The 19652-nt window shown below is 40.6% G+C and carries 19 protein-coding genes; 9 read left to right on the top strand and 10 right to left on the bottom strand.

Annotated elements, in window-relative coordinates; all coding sequences use genetic code 11:
• Positions 1-9: 9 nt before the first annotated feature.
• From AACH28_RS00995 to AACH28_RS00985, 3 genes are all read right to left on the bottom strand, one after another.
• A complete protein-coding gene (locus tag AACH28_RS00995) occupies positions 10-654 on the bottom strand; it encodes a DUF6266 family protein (protein ID WP_070561184.1) in 645 nt (214 codons plus the stop codon).
• A gap of 449 nt (positions 655-1103) precedes the next feature.
• A complete protein-coding gene (locus tag AACH28_RS00990) occupies positions 1104-1487 on the bottom strand; it encodes a hypothetical protein (protein ID WP_286726974.1) in 384 nt (127 codons plus the stop codon).
• Positions 1488-1587: 100 nt separating this feature from the next.
• Positions 1588-2610, bottom strand: coding sequence for a hypothetical protein (locus AACH28_RS00985; protein WP_341831983.1), 1023 nt, complete (start codon positions 2608-2610; stop codon positions 1588-1590).
• A 190-nt stretch (positions 2611-2800) separates the two neighbouring features.
• On the opposite strand from AACH28_RS00985, the gene AACH28_RS00980 reads away from it, so the two are divergent.
• The 4 genes from AACH28_RS00980 (at position 2801) to AACH28_RS00965 (ending at position 6028) form a co-directional block, all read left to right on the top strand.
• Positions 2801-3187 (top strand): hypothetical protein, encoded by a 387-nt coding sequence (locus AACH28_RS00980; RefSeq protein ID WP_341831982.1) that lies wholly within the window; start codon positions 2801-2803, stop codon positions 3185-3187.
• Between the two features lie 85 nt (positions 3188-3272).
• On the top strand, positions 3273-4280 hold the full coding sequence (locus AACH28_RS00975) for a helix-turn-helix domain-containing protein (RefSeq protein WP_341831981.1): 1008 nt from the start codon (positions 3273-3275) through the stop codon (positions 4278-4280).
• A 35-nt stretch (positions 4281-4315) separates the two neighbouring features.
• Positions 4316-4990 carry a hypothetical protein gene (locus AACH28_RS00970; RefSeq protein WP_341831980.1) on the top strand — a complete coding sequence of 225 codons (675 nt, stop codon included), beginning with the start codon at positions 4316-4318 and terminating at the stop codon, positions 4988-4990.
• A gap of 642 nt (positions 4991-5632) precedes the next feature.
• Positions 5633-6028, top strand: coding sequence for a hypothetical protein (locus AACH28_RS00965; RefSeq protein ID WP_112376318.1), 396 nt, complete (start codon positions 5633-5635; stop codon positions 6026-6028).
• A 65-nt stretch (positions 6029-6093) separates the two neighbouring features.
• Here AACH28_RS00965 and AACH28_RS00960 read toward each other — a convergent pair whose 3' ends face one another.
• Genes AACH28_RS00960 through AACH28_RS00945 form a run of 4 tightly spaced genes read right to left on the bottom strand, consistent with a single transcriptional unit; the run spans position 6094 to position 12479 of the window.
• On the bottom strand, positions 6094-7449 hold the full coding sequence (locus tag AACH28_RS00960) for a RagB/SusD family nutrient uptake outer membrane protein (RefSeq protein ID WP_341831979.1): 1356 nt from the start codon (positions 7447-7449) through the stop codon (positions 6094-6096).
• A gap of 17 nt (positions 7450-7466) precedes the next feature.
• Positions 7467-10673 carry a SusC/RagA family TonB-linked outer membrane protein gene (locus tag AACH28_RS00955; protein WP_341831978.1) on the bottom strand — a complete coding sequence of 1069 codons (3207 nt, stop codon included), beginning with the start codon at positions 10671-10673 and terminating at the stop codon, positions 7467-7469.
• A gap of 3 nt (positions 10674-10676) precedes the next feature.
• Entirely contained in the window at positions 10677-12086 is a 1410-nt protein-coding gene (locus tag AACH28_RS00950) for a TlpA disulfide reductase family protein (protein WP_341831977.1), read from the bottom strand.
• An 18-nt stretch (positions 12087-12104) separates the two neighbouring features.
• Complete coding sequence (locus tag AACH28_RS00945) at positions 12105-12479, bottom strand: hypothetical protein (RefSeq protein ID WP_341831976.1); 375 nt, start codon at positions 12477-12479, stop codon at positions 12105-12107.
• Between the two features lie 938 nt (positions 12480-13417).
• Between AACH28_RS00945 and AACH28_RS00940 the strand changes: the two genes are divergently transcribed.
• Positions 13418-13819: a hypothetical protein gene (locus AACH28_RS00940; protein ID WP_341831975.1), complete on the top strand. Its 402-nt coding sequence runs from the start codon at positions 13418-13420 to the stop codon at positions 13817-13819.
• Positions 13820-13947: 128 nt separating this feature from the next.
• Here the strand turns inward: AACH28_RS00940 and AACH28_RS00935 are convergent, their stop codons facing one another.
• Positions 13948-14877: a cysteine peptidase family C39 domain-containing protein gene (locus tag AACH28_RS00935; RefSeq protein WP_341831974.1), complete on the bottom strand. Its 930-nt coding sequence runs from the start codon at positions 14875-14877 to the stop codon at positions 13948-13950.
• A gap of 152 nt (positions 14878-15029) precedes the next feature.
• On the opposite strand from AACH28_RS00935, the gene AACH28_RS00930 reads away from it, so the two are divergent.
• Genes AACH28_RS00930 through AACH28_RS00915 form a run of 4 tightly spaced genes read left to right on the top strand, consistent with a single transcriptional unit; the run spans position 15030 to position 18312 of the window.
• Positions 15030-15767 carry an IspD/TarI family cytidylyltransferase gene (locus AACH28_RS00930; RefSeq protein ID WP_341831973.1) on the top strand — a complete coding sequence of 246 codons (738 nt, stop codon included), beginning with the start codon at positions 15030-15032 and terminating at the stop codon, positions 15765-15767.
• Complete coding sequence (locus AACH28_RS00925; protein WP_341831972.1) at positions 15727-16926, top strand: LicD family protein; 1200 nt, start codon at positions 15727-15729, stop codon at positions 16924-16926. The genes AACH28_RS00930 and AACH28_RS00925 overlap by 41 nt, the downstream gene beginning before the upstream one ends.
• Before the next feature lie 8 nt (positions 16927-16934).
• On the top strand, positions 16935-17888 hold the full coding sequence (locus tag AACH28_RS00920; RefSeq protein ID WP_341831971.1) for a hypothetical protein: 954 nt from the start codon (positions 16935-16937) through the stop codon (positions 17886-17888).
• Positions 17889-17898: 10 nt separating this feature from the next.
• Positions 17899-18312: a hypothetical protein gene (locus AACH28_RS00915; RefSeq protein ID WP_341831970.1), complete on the top strand. Its 414-nt coding sequence runs from the start codon at positions 17899-17901 to the stop codon at positions 18310-18312.
• A gap of 511 nt (positions 18313-18823) precedes the next feature.
• Here AACH28_RS00915 and AACH28_RS00910 read toward each other — a convergent pair.
• The gene (locus AACH28_RS00910; RefSeq protein WP_341831969.1) at positions 18824-19048 is read right to left on the bottom strand and encodes a hypothetical protein; all 225 of its coding nucleotides are present in this window, start codon (positions 19046-19048) and stop codon (positions 18824-18826) included.
• Complete coding sequence (locus tag AACH28_RS00905) at positions 19045-19512, bottom strand: hypothetical protein (protein WP_341831968.1); 468 nt, start codon at positions 19510-19512, stop codon at positions 19045-19047. Before AACH28_RS00905 ends, AACH28_RS00910 begins: the two co-directional genes overlap by 4 nt.
• Between the last annotated feature and the right edge of the window lie 140 nt (positions 19513-19652).

Genomic DNA, 19652 nt, shown 5'->3' with positions numbered 1-19652 from the left:
CTTTAGCGGCTAAGCCAGGTCAAATTCGCCCAAATACGTACTTTTGGATACCTTTTCGGCCTTGCGGTCGGTAAAGAAGATCCAGACATGCCCCTTGCCACCGAGCAGGTGGGCCGGGATCTGGATGTCTATCGTACCGGCAGCACGGGTAGGCGGTGTAGGTGCTGTCATAAATTCATCCTTTTCGGGTGAATAGACCAAGATAATGACCTGATCATCGGCCTTGGTCTTGTACAGGCTGTTGAGGATGGTATCCCAGTAGATAGAAAGAATTCCATTATCCACAGCAGCCTCCATGCCGCCGCCGTTGAGGTAAGAGCCCGTACTGATTTCGATCTTGCTGTAATCCAAGCTAAAGTTTGGATAAGTACCGCTTACCGCCTGTGCGATATTGAGCTGCAGTGCCACGTTTGTGGGCGTCATCTTTTCGGTTTTGGAGAGCCCAAACCCCACCTGCAGGATCGGCGTGATCGGCATCAGAAATTTGGAGATTTTCAGAAAACGGTCCTGTTGGATCAGCTGTTCTTCGGACATCCCTTTCGTCCGCTTTTTGGGCAGGCCTTTGAGGTAGTTGATGGATTTCCAGGACGAAGCTATCACCGCGCCCACTTTACCACTTGCTCTTCCGATTACACCATTGTTGATTGTTGCCATGTTGTTATTTTTTTTAAAAAGTTAAACCCCATAAAGCTTTCATTTATACCGGTATGTATTGCTTTACTTCGACAAACATACCACATCACATAGCCCCTTGTCAATAGCATAAAACAGGTTGGCGGAGACTCGTCGGCGGCAGCCCGTCTTTTGTCGGAGACCTGTCGGAGACTATACGATAGCCGCTATAAAACAAGCCCCTGCAATCGGGCATATTCCAGGTACACCGCCGTCTGGCACTTCAAAAACTACGGGTTTGAGCAGCAGTCTCGGGCCTTTGCTTCGGACCTTCTCCGTACCTGCTTCGGATCAGCAATAGATCTTGTACAGATACTGACCAGACCTTCACCAGTCTCCGAACAGGGAATTACTGTTCAGCAACGGATTAACAGCGGCTGTTACATGCAGCCCCGAAGACAATACGAAGCAGGTACGAATAGCGTAGGGATTTAAGGCATTTGCCGCGGCCATTTTTTATATTCGGTCACATACAGCTGCACCACATCTTTTTTGAGAAAGAGATCCGCATTACCCTCTTTATAGGTGGCTTTGAGCAGGCCTTTGGCGATACGCCGCTCGATGGTGCGCACACTTTTGCTCAAAAAATAGGCGACTTCGTGGATGGTCATTGTACCGGTCAGCTTGTGGAGCTCCGTATACTGCTGTTCTTGCAGCAGGTCGAGGATACGGTCCAGCTTGGCCGCTAAGGGCGTATATCCGATGCCTGACTTTAATTGAAAAGAATAGTGGATTTTTAGGTGAATAGCTGTCGCATTGGACACAAAACGAGGCGTGATCTCCTGTTGATCGGGAGATCCTTTTACAAAAAACATAAACGGGTAAGGTTAGCTCGACTAACCGCCGAAATCCAGCGCAGCAGCAGACCTGTTGTCTACTGCGCTCGGTCTATCTAAGTTTATAAAGTGGGATGATTCAATTGAGCCGAATAAGGTTATCCCATCCCTCATGCTCCAGGTTATTGACGTTATCCAAAAAATCCTTTAGTTTTTTTTCTTTGCGCATCCATTCGGTTATCTGCAGCAGGTTGCTGATCTCCAATTCCGTCATATTCAACTTGAGGCTGTCAAACACTTCCTTACGAAACTCCAGGTAAGTGGCATTTGGCAATATCGGTTGACGGACGAGCATCATATTTACCCTACAGGTTTTATTGATGCGGAAATACCATTTATCAAGCCCCAACCTTTCTAGCTCCTGCATGAAATGATGGGCTTCCAAACGGATACCATTGATCAGGACGACTTCTTTTTTTCTTTTTTGGGAAAAATAAAAGGGCACATCAAACATACGTACAGCATCCATCTGCAAGGTATTTAAATTGAATGGCGAATCTTTATGCAGCACATCATAGAGTGATCCGATTACGATAGTCCTATCCAATGCACTTGGAGGTGCTATAGTTCCCGCTCTATCTGTTGTGTTTTCCTGCGACATGACCTCTTTCCCTAACAAAGCCATCACATTTTCAGTTGTTAGCCACCATAATTTGCCGTTACGAAAAACATAGATCACGTAGGCTATAAAGCCTAGACCAATAAAAGGCATATAATGCAGCAGATAGCTTCTTAACAAGCTGTACGTATCTTCGCTGCGCACAGAAGCGAAACAATAGATAATGAAGAGATAAATCGATAGAATCGATATAGTTGTAGCAAGAATTGCACAGCAGAGCTGACCTTTGGGTATACTCTTGGTCATGACCCTCCCCTTGCTCATGAGTATCAAAGCAGGGTACCGCTTCTGCCAATAAGTCCAAAAGGCTTCAAGAAACATCTGCGTGAACACGACCGCAACACCAATCGCAATTGCAAATGCCACTGTCCACATCCAATAGGTCTGTGTCCAGAATCGATTCAGATAAATACCGTGATTTCCGATTAAATTAAAAAGCATGGAGATGAGTAAACTCTCCACCGTTAGTTTTAATACTTTCATATGTTATGTCAAGCTCTCTTAAATGGCTCAGGTTTATACTGGTTTACAGAACCAATTTACTAAATAAAATCAAATATTAAGCAAAATTTAATCAGCCAAAAGAAGATTATCCTCCAAAATACCGGAGGTTAGGACAGGTCGGTTGCTAATTTGATCTATTTAAATAAATATTTGCAAAAACACAATTTGTATGAAAGTGAACTTTGACAATGCAGGTGTGGCACAAAAAGTAGCCACGCTTCTTGCGCTACCCTTAGCGGAGCGCGCGCTCGAGATGCAACTTCTTAAAGACGATTTTGCAAACTGGATGGAATACAATTTTGACTTGAAGCCCCATCAGGTGGAGCAGCTCTATGATTTTTCACCTGGATTTCGGAAACAACTTGGCACGGCTATCAGCAATTATCTCATGCAGGGCAACGTACTTCAATTTCAAAAAGAAGACAAGGGTGATGATGATGATCCAGAATTTAAGGAGCTTATGGTTCACGGCCTCAATGAATGGCAGGATGGTGTGGCGACGATGATGTTCACTCCCCTGTTTATCCGGATTTCCTACACGGGTCCGCAGCAGTAATCCAACACCACGTTATCCAAAAACCATTTCCCCCGATCATACCGAAATCCTGACCGGGGGGATTTTTATTGACTTATACACCATTATGAAAACAGCACTACAGATCGATATCGCACAAGTATTTGACCAGCCGATCAGTCCGAGAACTGATACGCTCAAGCCAAGCATAAGCATGTCCAATGCGGACTATCAACATTACGAAAACCAACATGGGCAAGCCTGCCTGCAGCAGTTTGATGGCATGCTCGGCTACATCAATATATTGGATCTGTATCTACCTGCCAATATTGTCATTCCGATGCAAGTCACAGCGTCGGATATGCATATCTTTTATCTCTTCACAGAAGATCGTGCCATTCAGATCAGGGATGTCCAGAAGCGGATCAGTTACAGCATTTCTTGCAATCGCGGCCGCTACTTCTACTTAACCAGAAGTGATTATGAAATCCATGTTCCTGCCGGAAGGTATACCCTCGTTAACTTCTATTTCCGCGGCAGCATTTTTCGCGATGGCAATGAGCGTCCCTTCCAGTTTCTTCACGCCTTGATCCATGCCTATCGAAAACACGATCCGAATTCGTGGTGTAGCATCGATTTCCGTGCCGGCACCAGGACTATTTCATTGCTAAAAACCATTGCGTCAAAAATCAAGAAAGGCGACCTCGATAGTGAGGTCAATATCCTCTGGGGTATCAAGAAACTGATCCAGCTATCGAAGGAAAAGATCTTTGAAGAATATGACAAGATTTCGGAATCCCAAATCAAATCCAAAGAAGCCCATGCAGCCATTAAGCAGGCAGTAGCCGAGCTTGGCCAGGATTTTAAACTGGACGATATTGCCTGGCAGCTCGGAATCAGTATGGACTATCTGCATCAGCTTATCCAACTTCATTATGGACAGAGTCCCCAAGAGCTGAAAATAGAATTCATGCTAGATCTCGCCAAGAAATATATTGTAGACGGTATGCCTACCGATGCAATCGCCTATGAACTGGGCTATGCGTCACCCAGCAGCTTTGCGCGCTTTTTTAAAAAGAAAACGGGCATGACCGCAACGGAGTTTTTTAAGCGGCATACCCAAGACTATTTATAAAATTTATTATTAAATTAACCTAGTAACCTAAAAACATGAGAGAAATCATTCAAAAAACCGGAAAATTTTTTAGAGCGATCGGAAATTTTTTTGTAGCTGAGCCAGCTGACAAAAGCAAGATTATTGCGAGAAAAGTCTGTGGAAAATATAGAGCCTGGAAATATGGCCCGCTACGTATTTGTATCGAAATGGCCGCCTCCTATTTCCCTGAAAATTATCAGCTTGATGAAGAGGTAATCAAGGCAGCAAATGTTGCTGGCAACATTTATTCTCCAAAGGCTATGCTTTATTATCTTTTGTCCCATGCGAGAAAGGTAGCGGCACCACGGCAGCCATTACCCATTAAAACGAGCTATAGCTATGTGGCCTGGCAGATGATCAATCTATCAAAAGTGGATATCGTCACAACCCTCACCAAACACCCTCGTTTAATAGAAATTCGTGAGGAAACGCTGGAACTGTCTGCTGCGAAAGCCGAGCTATTGATCTTAAGCAGCGGTGGTGATTATCTTGAAGTAAATCATCTTCTTTCGAAGATTGACCTGACACATAAATATGTAATTATCTGTTCTGTTTTTGAAGAAGCCTTTATACGCGATCATATTCTTTATCGAGTAGATCGGAAAATTAAGCCAAATTTTAAAAGCGAAAACGAATATCTGGCATTCATTGACGAGATTATCCAAGAAGCCACCACAATACACCTTTGAAAATTTAACCGCAGCATCCCCTCCCGAGGGGATTTTTTATTGCCATACCCTATCATCACTTCAATCCGGTACATACCCAACTCCAGATTCGGCCAAGCCCAGTGCTCCTTTAAGGCCGAACTTTGGTATAAGTTAACGACGAAAAAGTTAGTAGGATAAAAACGAAGAAACAATAAAAGCCCAGTGGGCAGGCCGCGCTAAGGATGCGCCGCTGCCAACAGACAAATGGATCAGGTAAAACAAAGTTTTATGAACAGAAAGTACCATATATTGAATAGGATGATAGCCCTTTTCCGTTGCATCGGAGAGCTATACTCGTCCCGGAGGGCGCAGGTGCATCTGCTGTCTATGCCCGAGGCATTGGTCAGCAGGCTGGTCAAAGACCCGTTTCAACTGGACACTTTACCGCATCGGATTGCCTTCGCCCAGAAGAGAGTTGTACAGCGAACGTTGCACAACCGTAAAGGGGCAGTGTTCACGGAAATCCCGGATGGCCCTTAGGGGTCATCTGGGAACAGGCCGGCAACGTATCGGGATGCAAAGCCGGCCAGCGAGGTCTGCTAAAAGACACCCAACAAAATAAAAATTAATCAAAGTTTTTTGAGGCAACCTTTTTTTGAACGTATAAAAAAGACCACAACCATGATTTCAAAAAAAATCATTAAAAATAATAAAAGATGGTTCAGTGCGTCTGCGCTAGCCACTATGGTCGGAATTGCGACCCTAACATTTGCTTTTAAGCCAGATGTTAAAGACAGTTCAAACCACAATGCCAATAAAGTATTTGCTACTAAGTGGTATCAATACAATGGTAGTGGGTCAAGAACTGCCGAAAGCAACTATACCCTGTTAAGCACACAGCCTGCAAATGAAACCGAAGCGGCAAATTTATGTCCGAATGTAGGTGAGATCTGTGTAATTAATGCGCCGGAAGGTAGTGGAATGCACCCTGCTTCGTTTTCAACTGCGTTTAAAAACGAAATCAATAATGCGCAAGCCAGCGGTGTGGAAACGACTAATGTTAAATTAAGAGATTAGTTGTAAATTGAGATTAGTTGTAAATAAAGGAACTGGAGGCCGATATATGGGCCTCCAGTTCTCTTTTAACGCTCATTTTGTGGAAGTCCGGTAATTTCAATTATTTTTAACGGAATCAAGCTGATATACCGATTATCATCCTGTTTTAATTCAAACAGTTCGTTATCCAGTTTTCTGACCGGATAGATACGGTACCGATCTTCTTTATTCAGTCTTCTTATATCCGACCAACGTACACCTCTAAAAACCAGCTCCTTTCTTCTTTCCGACAAAACAATATCCAATGCCTGTTGGGAAGTACTAGCCTGTATTGCCTGATATTTGCCTTTCAAAAATCGTTTTTCAAGCATAAGATTCAGATACTGCACTGCAGCCGGTATATTGTTCAATCTTGCATAACATTCGGCCAAAATCAGGTATTGTTCATCCGTAGCAAGACCATTAAAATAAGCACCTCCATAACTCCCGTCATAGCTCGCTTTTACTGTAAAAGAACCGTCCGTGTTAGCTTTAAAAAAGATGTCTTTACGGAGATCGTTTTCCGCATAACTCCTATACAAGACAGTATCTATTCTGCACCTTGATGTGTACAGCAACGACGATTCACTAAAAGAACGGCTTGCAAAGATCACTTCCTCATTAAATTTTGGGATGGGTACTGCTGCCGTTGGACTTAATGAATTATAGTCCATCAGCTTACTATAAATTCGCAGGCAGGAATCGGCATACAACGCGGCATTTTTATAATCCCCCATATTTAAATATATGCGGCCGAGCAGTCCGAAAGCAGCAGCTTTGCTTGGTCTGTTTTTCGTTTCTGAATTCTCAGGCAGGAGCCGGGCAGCAGTACGCAGGTCGTTTATCATTTGGGAATAGCATTCGCTAACGGTCGCCCTCACCGAAGGTATAGTAGGATCAGGATTCAGACGCAGTGGAATGCATGGGGCCGATAAAGTATTTTGCGCATATTGCGGTGCAAAGATCTGTGCCAATTCATAAAACATAAAAGTCCTAAAAAACAACGCAGATCCACGAACTGCATCAAATTGGTGCATATCATCAGGCTCGTTCTTAGCTACGTCATCAACTTTATCCAATACAACATTGGCATAAAAAATCGCACTGTAAGCATTTACCCAATCGCTAAAAAGCTCGCCCTTGTCATTCCAAATATAATTATTGCGGGTATTTATGTTGGAAATCGCTTTGAAACCCGTAGCGGTTAAATAATACGTGTCTGCATATTCTTCTCCCGCTCTTGGAGAAGACATATTCATCTTTGTATAGTTATCCAACAGTGCCCACAAATCTGCTATCTTAGCTGGTATAGCTAATTTTTTATCGGGTTTTGCATCAAGATATTTCTTGCATCCCAAAAACATGCTACATAGTATAACGATGAAATAGAATCTAGTTTTCATAATTTAAATCTTTTAATTTAGAGACTTGTCTTCAGCCCAAAAGCAATGCTTAAAGGTGCTTTTAAACCATTGACAAAATTGGGGTCAACTCCTTTCTTATTGGCTTTCCATAAGATGATGTTCAGGTTGTTCAGATAGGCATAAATCTGGATCTGTTTAAATAGACCACTTTTGTTGATGCTATAATTTATCTGCATATCATTTAGCCGGATATGATCGCCCCGTTCTACCGTAGCTTCTGAAAGTGCATAAAAGTTGTCACGGTCATTATCTAATGGATAGGTAAACGAAGGTACATTTGTCAATTTTTCATCGCCTGGCTTTTGCCAGCGTTGCGCAAAATCGCTATGCCCCTTCCCATAACTTGCCAATAAAGAATAGTCAATGGAGTTGCGCCTGAAATAATAATCAAAATTGTAGCTGATGTTGAGCGAAAATGATAGATTTTCCCAGGATATATCATTGCGTATTGCCCCGAAATATAAAGGTAAGGGCGAGCCATGAAATACCGCATCCGATAATAGTGAACTATAGACGAGATTATAGTAGTCTTGACTAAGCTCGCCGTTATAAAAGCCCTGGGGATTACCATTATTGCCATCCAAGCCTGCCCATTTATAACTCACCACCATATAGGGCATTTTTCCTTCAATTGAAATTAAATCGCCACTGTTGACATAACTATTTGCATATACTGATGGTTTTGTCAGGAAACGCGTAAGTTTATTCTTTACGTAGCTGAACAATACATTGGAGCTCCATTTTACGGCACCAGTTGTATTCACAGAGCTTAGGTTTATATCCAACCCTCGTCCTTCCATATTGGCACTATTGGTCACCATACTGCTAAATCCTGTAGAAGCGTCCATCGTCTTATTTCCAAGCATATCCCTTACATTTTTATTGAAATATTCGATAGTTCCAGAAAGCCTGTTACCCTTTAACCCAAAATCAAGCCCCATATTGAACATACCAACTTTTTCCCATCTCAAATTTGGATTTGGCGGATTGGTAATGGTTGCATAAGGAAGTTTTACCTGACTTGCAGTAGCGGGCTGATAGTTCATAATTACCAGGGCAGATTGGTTCGCTGGCAGATTACCACTAAAACCATAAGTAAGTCTTAGTTTTAGATTTGACAATCCATCAATCTTGTAAAAAGGTTCATCTGCAATATTCCACAAGACTCCTGCAGACCATAGTGGCACTCCTTTTCTATTTGTTTCTACCCCAAATAAATTTGAAGCATCTTTCCGCGCACTTCCTGTTACCGTATATCGCTTTTTATAGGTATATGAAACATTACTATACAACGAAATAAAACGGTTCAACAAGGAACCAAAATTCTGATTACCCTCTATCCTATTCGACCCAAATAAATTATTGTAACTCGGAAATTCCGTAACATAATCTACGGGAACAAAAGTGAGCAGATTATCATCGTAGCCATAAGTTCGCGTTGTTTTACTTTGAGTTTTGATCTCCCTCGCTTCAATCCCAGCAATTGCGACAACTTGGTGATCATTTTTCCAGTTCTTGTTGAAATTCAGCTGAGAACGGATTGAGTTTTCGGTCAACTGACTCACATTTTCATCAAGGATACCTCCATAAGGAATATTTCGGATCATTTTACCGGACGATATATCTGTAAATCTATTGATCAGATCACGTGCGAAATAGGTTTTCGCATTATGGTAATTCCTACCATTTACATCATACGTACCATATTGATAACGGACATCCAGTTTAAAGGCGGATGAAAAACTATATGTACCATTCGCACCGATCCGAAGGTCTTTACCCCTATTTCTATTGTCGGCTAATTCCAATTCTTCTAACGGCCTATAAGACCAGTCCAATAAACCCGTCGTTTGCAGGCTATCGATATAAGATTGGCGCAGATTCCGTTCAATAGGCAAGGGATTACCCGCTTCATCAGCAAATCTTGTATACGGGTAAAGCTGTCTATTTCCGATCGAATAGGCTCCAAAATAACCACCAGGGCTGTTGGATTGGGTTGAATTTTGAGTAAATAATATATTCGTGCTAATTTCAAGATTTTTAATAGGTTTCAGACTTTGATTAAAACGAAATGAGAACCTCTCACTGCTATTGCCTTTTAACTCACTGGCAGTCTTATCATAGCCGGCACTCAGCACATACTTTATTTTTTCATTCCCGCCATTCAGGTTCAGTGCATACTGCTGGTTAATAGCTGACCTGTATAGGTATTTTTTAAAATCGTTACGAATATCAATCTTTCCCAATGCTTTAATCTGCTGATCAATAGCAGATATGCCCGCCAAGTCACTTTCCGGAGTATTTTTCTGCTTTTCCAGTAGTTCAATCAGTTGTCCCACTGGAGGGTGATAATCTAAGTCATTAAGTTCATTATCATAAAAGCCATTTTTGAACAAAAACTTTTGCGCTTCAATACAATCTGGGGTAGACATTATTGGAATGTTAAAAAGATTAGGCTTTTGTGCAATCGTGAGGTTTGTATTCAGATCCAAATGAACCGACTGATTGTACCTACCTTTTTTCGAGGTGAGCACAATAACCCCATTTCCTGCCCTAGCACCCCAGATGGATGCCGCTGCTGCATCCTTCAAAACTGATACCGACGCTATATCATTAGGGTTGATATTGTTGATATCCCCCTCATACGGAAAATTATCTAATATAATCAGTGGATCATCGGTAGCATAAAGCGTACTGACTCCCCTTATTTGAAGTTTCACCTGGTCGGCATTTCTTTTATCGACTAGTAAACTTCCCGTCACTCCCTCCAGCCTCGAAAGCACGTCGGGCCCTACCCTTCGGTTAAACAAGGCACTGTCGATATGTTCAAATGAGCCCGTAGCCCTTTCTTTTGGAATATTCTGATACCCCGTGTTGATGACACTGACTTCTTCCAGCGCCACTACCTCTTTACCCATAGGAATTAAGAGCATTTCCTTTTGGGGAAGATCCACCTGTATTTCCTTCTTTTTATATCCCGTATAACTAATCATCAAAATCACCGTTGGTTTATCGATTTTTAAACTGAATACTCCACCCTCATCAGTGACAAGGAAATTTGCTTCTCCACCAACTTTTATAGTACAATGGGATAATGGCCTATGCGTATCTGTATCAAAAACTTTCCCCAGCAGCGTAGTTTGAGCGATCAACCCTTTCATTCCGGCTAAGGCAACGAATATTATTATTACTATGCTTTTCATGGCTTATCGGATTTTATGGATGGTAAATGTTTCTATCTCCCGATCTTCCAGCGTACAAGCATATCCCTCGGCTTCAAGCGATGTACGCAAACTTATGAGATCTTTACACTGCATAATCGAAGAAGAGACTTGCTTCGTTGGATCATTCGTTTCATCCACAATCAGCGGAACTGAAAAAATCGTATTATTGAAGTTCCAAATTAGATCAGATAGTTTGATACCGACCTTAATCCTATTTCTAGCAGTTTTTGTAGAACGGATAACAAGGCATTGCATATTGGTTCTATTCAAATATCCCGCTATGCCAAAATAGCGTTTAAGGTCTTGCGCCAGCATATCGTTAAAATCTGCTGAGCTTGTATGTTCGGGCATCACCGCCTCGTAACAATAGGTATTTTCCCTATTCCAGTCCTCACTATAAACAGCTTCAGGCCGGACGTACATACTTTTTTTAGCGGTCGGATATACATATTGCTTTGCAGATAGTTCGGGTATGGATTTTCCCCATGCGATCACACAAAGGTTTACCAACCTTACATTGATAAAGTATTTACGGACTGATTTGGCTATGCTATCCCTAGATGTACCCACAGTTGGGTTCACACCATTAAGATGCCCTGAAAACATTGTATAATAAATTTTTGATGGCACTGGAGCCCCGTTTTCTGTAGATGTGAGCAGCGGCATGTCCTTATTAAATTGGAGCATGTCATTTTTCATTGTCCAGTTTAGCACTTTGCCTTCCAATACCATACTAATGTTTGCAGCATTGGCATATTCAGACCATGTGGTTGCCCTAAGTATTCCCTTTTTATCAATCCACACCAAGTGTGAAAGTAATTGATGCGGGAAAACGGTGGAAAGCAATGTGTCACCGGTGACAAGTGAGAAGTTCAGCTTCTTACCAATTTCATTACGCTTTATAAAGGTATTTACAATCTGTTCCTTTTGAAAGGTAATGGGAACTATCGCTATTTGGTCGCTGAAAGCGGCCTGTAGCTTTTGCAATTTTGGAAGGGCTGCTACACAGGGGCTACACCAAGTCGCCCAGAAGTCCAAGATAATGAGCCTTCCTCTGTAGTCATTTAAAGAAATGACTTTCTTACCATCGGAGTGGTTTACAACCTGCAAAGGCGTACTCCAAAGTGATTCGGGTATAGTATCACCGATCTGCAGCGGAGTTGGCCCATCGGCCCCGCTGTCCTTGCGGGGCGTCTGAGCCGATATACTAAACATATGAAACATAAGAGCTAATACGATAAAAGCTCTTATGTTCTTCAATGCCTTTAAAAAACAAGTTAAATAGGATTGAAAAACTAAGAGGAACACGATTACAAGTAATGTAATCTGTATAACTGGAATATTGACTACCTTATCCAATAAGGCAGTGCATAGATTAGATCTTTTTATCATCTGCTTATGGATTAGGTATTATTCAACAATTCTATTAAAGAAACTATGGATCCTTTGCTTGGCTTCCAGATCTGCCGTAATGACTTCGGCAGGCTCAGCAAAGGTAAATGGCACCGCATCGATGCCGATCTTACGAAAGTGTACCAGGAAATAAGCCATCAGCACACGGCATACTTTCATCAAAAAGGTATGTATTTGCTTTACGTCGGCAGCATCTTCCTGTGCGATGCCTTTTCTATAGTTTTCGAAGAGGGTCCACAGGGTTTCCTGACAGTCGGTAATGGTATGTTGGGACCAGAACTCCCGAATGGTATGTAATGGATCGTATCCATTGTCGTATATTTCATAACATGCTAGCTCAAAGGGTAGCAGATTGTTTGCGTGTTGGTTCATAATCTAGTTTCATCGAGTACGACAAACCTTTGGATGCTCGCTCAGCTAAAAGTATAGCTTTCCCCTTCGCGATTTTTTCACGTTCAAAAGGCTTGTCATTGCACAGGTCAAATGCGACCTATGCCAAATGGACAAATAATATTAAAAGTCCGAAAAGCGCCTTGATACAATTTCAAAGCATAAATTAGGGTTAATTATGGCGCTCCCTGTCGGAAAGAAGTAAAAACCGACCTACCACAGCTATTGGATTGCAATAAAAACTAGAGGTAAAAACTTTGGACTGAATGAAAATTTGCTTAATTTTAATGTGCAAATATTAAATCAAGCTGTATCATTGGCCAATATTACCTTTTAATGCAATTAAATAAATGTATAGGTCGGTGACAGGCGTAAAAAGAGAGAATTAAACTGAACCGGGTTCAGCTGTCTTTTCATTTTAAGGAAAGTCAAGACCTCCCCTCTTTAATGCTCTTTACAGCCTGTGTTTGATGGAGCGCGACCTATTCGGGTGCGCGGAATATGTTCTTTAAAAGTGATTTGCGGGAATACCTAGTCAATCCAACTTGGATCGATTGCGGGTGATGGGTGGTGTTTTTTGTGTTCGTTCTCATAATCATTTTGGTTATATGAACGAGCTAGAATTAAGAAGGCTGGAACTTGTATCCTGCTATCATCCGGGAACTAGCAATCCCACAGCGTAACAATCAACAAGCCCAGCCTAAAGATTGTGCAAAGATACACAATATCTTTAGACATGGGTTAAACTTGCTGCCTTACGCTGAATTTTCAATTGCTAGTTTCGGATTCAAAGGCTCGTTCAACTCATGGTCTATTTAAAATAGACATAGTTAACATATTTATTACCAATCCTTGATTGGGTACACAAATATAAAAACAATCATTAAGACCACCAAACATTTGGTGGTAAAAATTTTGACATGGATAAAATTTATAAAACGAAAGCTATATTTCGAATTGAGTACGAATTAATCTTTAATATTAAAGATCTGCGTGGAGAAAGGGGGTGGTCGCAGGAAGTACTAAGTGGAAAAATGGGCTTAGCTGAAAATTTTGTAGGCAAATGCGAATCGCTCGACCAACCTGAAAAGTATAACGTTCGCCATATGGGAATATTAAAGAATGTGTTTGGTTTGAAAAGCTTAGATGATTTTTTTCCCAATGGAATACCTAAAGATGAGCAAATTGTAATTCATTATAAGAAAGTTCCTAAGAAAAAAGCTGATGGCACAGATTCAAAATTGATGGAAAATGTCGTCGTTGAGATTGTTGTTGTTGATGCGGAGACTAAGGCGGAGGGGAATAAACAAAGTAGGAAATAAACCTTCTAAATTTATTACTCTGGTAAATAAGAGCATTTAATTTTGATTTTTAGTATGAGTGAAAAATATACTTTTAGAGACTTTATGGTCTATTTTTTGAGTGGATTGTACCTTTTACTGACACTACTTTACGAATTTGATATTTCACTACTGAAATATTTTAAGATCGAGAAAGAAGACATTACGCAAAATCCATCTCTCATAATAAAGTCCTTGATACGCTGATGATCCTGTGCCCGCTGAAGAATATCACCTATCATTTTGTTCTCAAAAAAGCCAATGGGAAGTTTCATAAGCTTGACCAGATAATCAGAAATCAAAGAAATATTGATGCGGCTCGTGAGATGGAGAACAATCCAGTCCCTTACTGCATTGGAAAGTGTCGTGGCTAAAAGTATGGTAATATTTGCAAAGAGCATAATATTGACAAAATTCATATCCTGGGTGCTTATACCTATGTCAATTATTGACCGCGCAATAAAAGGGATGATGGCCTGAAGCCCTGTGACAAAAAGCATCACAATAAAAAGGTTAATAATACTCAGCCGGTATGGCTTAAAATATTGGAATATAGTATTAAAACTCTTCTTCCGCCTGAAATTCTCTTCCTGGTGAAGATCAAAAAAATTACCGTCAGGTTCAAATCCGATCACCACCCCTTTCTTTGTTGTCGATTTATACCAGTTTTTAACAAACGTTTTTATGGGGTGTTTCACTAGTCCGGCACTGGGGTCAGAAACGTAAAAATACTTTCTATCTACTTTATATACGATCAAAAAATGAGAATCTTTCCAGTGAACAACAACAGGGAGTGGAACATCGTGCTGCAGCTGTGCGAGGGTACACTTAACGCCCCTGCTCTTTAGTCCTATTTTTTCAGCAGCATGGATCAGGTTAATAATAGAGATCCCCTCTTTTGTTGTGCCGCATAGTTCTCTTAAAAAATTGATCGGATAAAACCGTCCATAATACTTTGCGATCAACCTGAGGCAGGTTGGTCCACAATCCATCTTATCCATCTGAATTTCAGATGGAAAACGCTTAAAAAACAACTTCATAAAATCCTAGGCTATTAAATTTACGTACACTTAATGTTAAAAACACATTAACCTTACACTATATTTTGTAAATACAAATGAAAATTACTAAATTTAATCTACACATAAAGAAACTTAAAGAAATTTTTCAGCGTTTAAAAGACAAATAATAAATGCACCAAAATTATATAGTGATACTTGCAGGAGGTCTTGGGGAAAGATACGGAGGCATTATGAGCAAGCAGTTTCAATTGATAAACGGTATGCCGGTGATCATTAAGACCATCGATAAATTCCTACAACGTTTTGAACCTCAAAGGATAAGAGTTGTCATCAACCCTGGTCACATTGCGCACTGGAACAAGCTTAAACTTGACTATCCGCTTATCCGTGAAATAACATTTATTGACGGTGGCGAACAAAGATTTCATTCGGTAAAAAATGGATTAGCATCTATTGACTCCAGTGACAACGACCTGATCGGAATACATGATGGCGTACGCCCTTTTGTTACCTTAGAAACCATCGATGGTGCTTACACCACCGCTTCTCAGTACGGTACCGCGGTGCCTGTCTTTAATGCGGTCAACACAATTCGGATAGCAAAAGAGAACCAGAATAACGCACTTAATAGGCAGTACGTCAAGATTGTCCAAAACCCGCAGGTATTCCGTTCCAAGATTATAAAAACCGCATACTGCCAAAACTATACGCCCGACATGCTTGATGATGGAACGATCGTCGAAATGGCGGGCTACAAAATACAGCTCTGCCAGGGCAATTACGAAAATATAAAAATAACACATCCCCAAGACCTTTACATCGCAGAAGGACTTGACAGATTGCTCGATAGCAGTTCAATTGAAACAAATGGAAAAATATACGGTAACTCCTACACTAAAATATTATAAGAACGACTACAAAAAGTCGGCAAAAGAGGGATCGGCTCAACTAGCTCTGGGAGAAGATTATCAGGGCAAGTATGGAACGAAGATTCCTGATTACGAAGTCAATTTATTTCAGGTCCATCATGCGATCTGGAAAGACTTTTTGGAAAACTCCAGCAAAGACTATTGCCTAATCCAGGAACATGGGACAGTAATTTTAAAAGATCTAGCGGAAATAAAATCGGTATTACGGGAACAAAATATAAATTTCCATGTCCTATTCCCATTTGATCTCATTAACTCGGACACACGTCTTAAAATGCCTATCGCATTCAGCAGATTTGGGTTTTATTGGGGTACTTCGTCCTATATTATCTCCAGGAAGTCCATAAAGGAACTCATAGAGAACTGTTCGGAAATAAGATGGCCACTAGCAGAACAGCTCTTGGAACTGGGAATTACCCGTAAAATCAAGATGATTGTCGCTGATACGGACTGGACCATGTTCGCCGACCGCAAAGCCCCTTCTTATTTGGCAAGAAAAAAAAGTATGATCGAATACATTGAGTCGTACAGCGCATGGGAGAAGGACGAGATAAAAGAAGTACGGGAAATATTATGCTACCTTTCGGAAACTGCCGCATCACTGGATGTGAAGATATTTCTGCATGCTGGAACGCTGCTCGGGTCGATCAGGCATAGCGGAAAAATTATGCCCTGGGACGATGATATCGATCTCATGGTGAGAAAGGAAGATCTTACAATTTTGATCCCTGCTATACGAAAGGACAACATATATAATGTGACCGAATGGACATGGTCAAAAACAGGAAAAACATATTATAAAATCTGGAAAGAAGGCGGTTATAAAACAGAAGGCTATGAATACACTTTTCCCTTTGTGGACATCTGGTGGACTGAAGAAATCGGAAATAAAATCCATACCAATGACGGGTATGTTTTTGATAAGAAGAGCTACTTTCCATTGCAGCCTATCGAATTCGAAAATGCTAAATTCTATCATCCCGCCGTGGCAACAGATATACTGGACACAATGTATAAAGGCTGGAGAAATGAAATCAAGATATTTTCGTGGTCGCATAAATTTAAAAAGCACAGCGTCAAACAGATCAGCGTTCCCATCAACACAGACAAGAAAGGAAGATTTACAAATTATAAATGAATGGAAATATGAAAAGAAAGCCTATTTTGAATTTTTTTGACATTGCAAGCGATGTCGACCTATTACCCGAGAATGAGCTATTTAAATTAAAAGGTGGTGACAGTGATATCGCATGGGAAACCGAAGGCCCGGAAATCGATGTATATCCCCCGGATAGTGGTGGTGACGATGACAATTGGGATGATGGCGGTGATGACGGCCCGGAAGATCCATGGGATGATGAATGGGATGAAGACTGGGACGGCGATGATCACGGTGGCGATAGTGGCTCCAATGATGAAGAAGAACAACCGAAATGTACCTGTACAAAAGGAATTGTGGGACTAGGTTCCGGAGGGATTGTTGACTATTCTAATCATTTGGGTACTTTTAGAAGTGCAATAACTGCTGATCTAAATAACCCAAATACAAACCAGGCATTCAAAGACACGTTAAATGGACTGAATCAGATTTTTAACAGGATCGAGAGTTCTAATTTTAATCTGGTGATCAACTTTGGAGATGCCGATGGCAGCGCAGCCTATACATCCCTCAGCGGAAACAAAGATGTGAAAATTACAATGGATCAGTCCGAATTGGTTTATAAAAAGGATGAATATCTTGCCGGCACCGAAATCCTCCTTCATAAGAAGGGTGATTTAAACTATGCCGCTTTTAATGAAGTATTAGCTCATGAATTAAAGCATGTTGAGCAATTTTTAGATGGCAGGATCGGTTTTAACATGTTTGATAATGAAATAAAACTTAAATACGGTATCGAGGATGAAGTTGAAGCTTTCGCATTTGCAAATAATTATGCAACCTTTGGTAATCCACCTGTTGAAATAAATGAAACCTGGGTAAAAAACCAAACTATCACAGTGACGGGCGCCGATGGTCAACCACAAACGATCAAACCATACGCAAACTTAGGCGACGGGAAAAACTGTCCGATCCATGGCGTATCCTCTAACCCCAATTAATTGATAACAAATGAAGAATAACATTTTAACAATTTTGGGTATTTGTTTTTTAACATCTGCCTACAGTCAAAAAAAAGAAAAGGACTTATCGATACTACAGACTTTGGTCGAAAAAATACATTTGGATCTCCGTGATGTTGCAATGATGTCTGGTGTTCCAAGTAGGACATCAGTCAATTGGGCTAAACTGGTTTATGTTCAGGAGGCAGACTCCATATTCAGAGTTCCATTTGACAGTCTCACTTCACCAAAATGGAATCATCTAGCATATGATATTACAGTCGAATTCGATAGGTTTACAGAAAACCGAACTCAGAATCTTCAAGGAGTAATCGTTCTAAAACGCATCAGTCCTGAAAGAGAGGAAAAGCTCCGAAACTGGATGCTTAAAGAAAAGGAAAAGGAGAAAGCTTTGAAGAGATAAATACTAAAGTCCAGCTGATAGATTCGGCTGGACTCATTATAGGGTTTATATTAATGGCCACTACATAGGTTGTGAATTGCTTTCATTCTTTGGTTTAATTGTATGTAAATCCCACAGATAATAATTATTCATTTGTTTGAATATGTTGTTCAAAAGTTCCTTCCCGATAATACTTTCATTCCGGAATGCTAGTTTATTGCATCAAATATTATTATCATGTTCACGAACACTCCAGATCAACCCCTGTCTCGATAATGACAGCATTCTATTATCAAAAAGTTCTTCCATGATCGTCCACACCTGATCCGTCAATGTAAAATATTTTTTGGTGCTTAGATCATCTATAGTCAAAAATCCGGTAACAGAAAACTTTTTGAAAGCTAGTACTCCGTGCTCAATAGCTAGAAATAATTTTTTTAAAACCAAACAGGTTTCGATATTGTATTAATAGTACTTTTCAAAAATAGGTTGTAATTAGGAACCTTGAGATCCTCCCAGACTCAAGGTTTTTTTATTCCTCATAGCCCAACTCATCGAGGATAATAACAAGTTCGTCGGTTGTCAACCAGCTTGTATTGTTACATAGCATTACCCAATCGCCATTGCGAAAATCTACATTCATTATAAAAAACCGATCAATCATAATTTGCAAGGTTCCACCGCCATGCAAAACAGAAACCTCAACCACTTGCTTTTGACCACACACGTCACATTCGAACCTTATATTCTTTTTCATCGAATATCATCCTTTATCCACTTTAATTCCCCACGTTGGATCATAGCTATATATTTTTGCACGTGATCATCGGTCAATAAGCCATTGTCGTCAAGGTGGTAATTGAACTGTTTAGTGAAGGTGTCATACTGAATACTTCCTACATAAGCATTATTGAGGTATATATGCCAAAGGCTATATTTCTTGGCCCGAACTTCCACTACCTGGCGTTTTCCATGATGATAAAACAACTCAGGCACATCCGTATCAAAGCGAAGTATAAGGGCGTCAATGCACGCTTCCTTGATGTCATCGGCAAGTACACCGAATGCCAGTTCCCACACTCCCTGAGATTTCCTGAAAACATAAAAAGCAAGACCATTTTTGTTGTAAAGATGATAATCTTTCATGCCCATGCTTTTATCATGCACGGTAATTTGAGCGTACATTACCCGATTTCGGCAAAAGATTTCTAGCGGTTTCATTTTACAATATTACTAATAATATTAGTAATATTGTATACGGTAAAGATATTTAGGGTTTCTCATTTTTTATATGTCATTGTAATAAAGATCTGAATTTCATCGCATTTTAATTCTTTAATATAGCTAGCAATAACACAAAA

Source organism: Sphingobacterium thalpophilum (genome assembly GCF_038396785.1).
Classification (GTDB): domain Bacteria; phylum Bacteroidota; class Bacteroidia; order Sphingobacteriales; family Sphingobacteriaceae; genus Sphingobacterium; species Sphingobacterium thalpophilum_A.
This window is presented reverse-complemented; position numbering and strand designations above follow the sequence as displayed.